We start from the raw sequence: 2,309 nt of genomic DNA on the forward strand, positions 1-2,309 counted from the left end.
TTTGGATTGGTAGGGCTCATCGGTCCAATTAAGTCAATGAATTTTTTAGAAGGGAGCTCATTGTATAATTTAAGTGCTGTAATAGCAGCATATATTATTATTCCCCTTGTATCTTCTCTAATTGTAAATCTCCTATTCTCTAAAATACTTAATATGTATAATTCTAAAATTTTTATTTTTAAAACAAATGATACAATGAATAAAAAGTAAGGAGTGTGGTTTTAATGTATAAAGTTGCTATTGCTGGGGCTGGTGCAATGGGAGGTAGAATTGGTGTTGCACTGAAGCAGGCCGGTTATAATGTAACACTTATAGATAATTGGAAAGAACATGTTTATAATATTAACACATATGGTCTAGAAGTTGAGACAGAAGAAGCAGTAACTTCAGTTAATATACCAGCAATCTTAGCCAAAGATGTAACAATGAAATTTGATGTAATTATTGTTTTAACGAAAGCCATGGAGTCTGAAAGTATGTTAGAAAAATTACAAGAAGCAGGTTGTATTGGCAATGACACAAGGATTGTAAGTATGATGAACGGTTTAGGGCATGAAGAACGATTATCTAAAATTGTTCCTTTATCTAAAATTTACCTTGCAGTGACAATGTGGACGGCTGGATTAAAAGGTCCTGGACAATTATTATTAGAAGGTACAGGTTCAATAGATATACAAAGGGCTGATAGGAAAAAAGATTTGTTTACAGAAGATATATTGAAAATGTTCAATGATGCTGGTTTAAATGCAAAAGCAAGTGATGATGTGTTTAAATCGATTTGGTCTAAGGCTACAGTTAACAGTGTACTTAATCCTTTATGTACAATTTTGGACAAGAATATTTTTGAATTTGGAAATTATGAAAAATCTAGAGAAATGATTATACCAATTATTGATGAAATTATAACAGTAGCTGCAGCTAAAGACATTGATTTAAATAGAAAAGAGCTTTTGGAAAAAATTGAGGCAACTTATTCAAAGGCAACACAAGGTCTGCACTATCCGTCTATGCATCAAGATTATTCTAATGGACGTTTAACAGAAATAGATTATCTTAATGGACAAATCGTAAGTTATGGCGAAAGCTTGGGTTTAACTACACCAGCTAATAAAATAATTACCCATCTTATTCATCAACTGGAAACCAAAATAAGATAAATAGTTTCATTTATCTTATAACAACACAATATATATTTTAATTCTAAGTGAATATGTTGTTAAAGTACTTTAAGCGTTATATAAAAATGGCCAATCCCTGAATAAGATTGGCCATTTTTATTATTGATTTTTCTATATGACTATGGACAAAGCTAAATATATAATTTTACTTTGTCGTTTTGAATATAAATTTAATCATTTTTCACTGCATTTACTAATACATCTGCAGCTAGAAGACCTAATGCATTTGACGCTAAAGGACTATCTCCAGTTAATAAATTACGGTCTTGATGTGTCATACCAGTGATTTCATTATTAACAATATGAAGCCCTGACTTACTTAAAAGATCAGCAACTAACCATTTTAATCGACCAGGTAAGTAACCAATATCTAAGTTTGCGCCTTCATCTAAAGCATCTGGGAAAACACATACTGAGTATCCTTTAAAAGGCGATTCTTCTCTATCTATAGAAGCAGCTAATAAAGCAGCTGGTCCGTGGCATAGTGTAATAATAAATTTATCGTATTCTAAAGCCCAATCTAAAGTTTTTTGAACATCTTTGCTTTCAGAAATACCTACTACAGCAGCATGCCCACCAGGTATAAAAACAGATAGGTAATCTGAATCAGGACCTAGATCATTTTTTACAACTTCTGATAGGACTTTAGGTTGTTTAAGCTTATCTTTTAACTTATTATAAGTTTGTAATACAGCTTCATCTTCGTTAGGCATTGCCCATAATTCTAATTTTACTGGGTAGCCTGTAAGTGTTGCAATATCAACTTCAAATCCAGCCTCCATTAAATGATGTAGGGGTAACAACATTTCTACAGGATGATTTCCTGTAGAAAACATTTTTCCATTTTCTAACAATAAGTAACGTTCTTCAGCAGCAATCATTAATACTTTCCATTTTCCCTTTGTATAAGCATTTTTATGTTTGACTCCATTAAAGTTTGTTTTAGATGTTGTATATTGACTTAGTGAATATGGAGAAGGGAAAAATGCATTATCTTCTGCTTGATCAGGTGTGGGTTGCTTACTTAATTGATTTATATCTTGTGTCATATTGACGCCTTCTTTCATTTAAATTGAATAAGAAATTATGCTTTTAATATAACATTTATTATACGTGTAAAGTAAAAAAAAA

3 protein-coding genes are annotated in these 2,309 nt (G+C 31.3%); 2 read left to right on the forward strand and 1 reads right to left on the reverse strand.

Translation table 11 applies throughout. From position 1 onward, the window contains the following. Both SH09_RS17035 and SH09_RS10575 read left to right on the forward strand, forming a co-directional pair. Window positions 1-210: PTS sugar transporter subunit IIC (locus tag SH09_RS17035; RefSeq protein ID WP_042739617.1), on the forward strand; the 210-nt coding region annotated here is incomplete at its 5' end. Between the two features lie 14 nt (window positions 211-224). Next, window positions 225-1,157 carry a ketopantoate reductase family protein gene (locus SH09_RS10575; RefSeq protein WP_042739618.1) on the forward strand — a complete coding sequence of 311 codons (933 nt, stop codon included), beginning with the start codon at window positions 225-227 and terminating at the stop codon, window positions 1,155-1,157. A 191-nt stretch (window positions 1,158-1,348) separates the two neighbouring features. On the opposite strand, the gene hchA is transcribed toward SH09_RS10575, so the two are convergent. Continuing rightward, a complete protein-coding gene (gene hchA / locus SH09_RS10580; RefSeq protein ID WP_042739619.1) occupies window positions 1,349-2,227 on the reverse strand; it encodes a glyoxalase III HchA in 879 nt (292 codons plus the stop codon). Between the last annotated feature and the right edge of the window lie 82 nt (window positions 2,228-2,309).

This window comes from Staphylococcus gallinarum (assembly GCF_000875895.1).
Lineage (GTDB): Bacteria > Bacillota > Bacilli > Staphylococcales > Staphylococcaceae > Staphylococcus > Staphylococcus gallinarum.

Coding starts and splice junctions, on each gene's coding strand:
- hchA (WP_042739619.1), bottom strand. CDS start 2,227: ATGACACAAGATATAAATCAATTAAGTAAGCAACCCACACCTGATCAA.
- SH09_RS10575 (WP_042739618.1), top strand. CDS start 225: ATGTATAAAGTTGCTATTGCTGGGGCTGGTGCAATGGGAGGTAGAATT.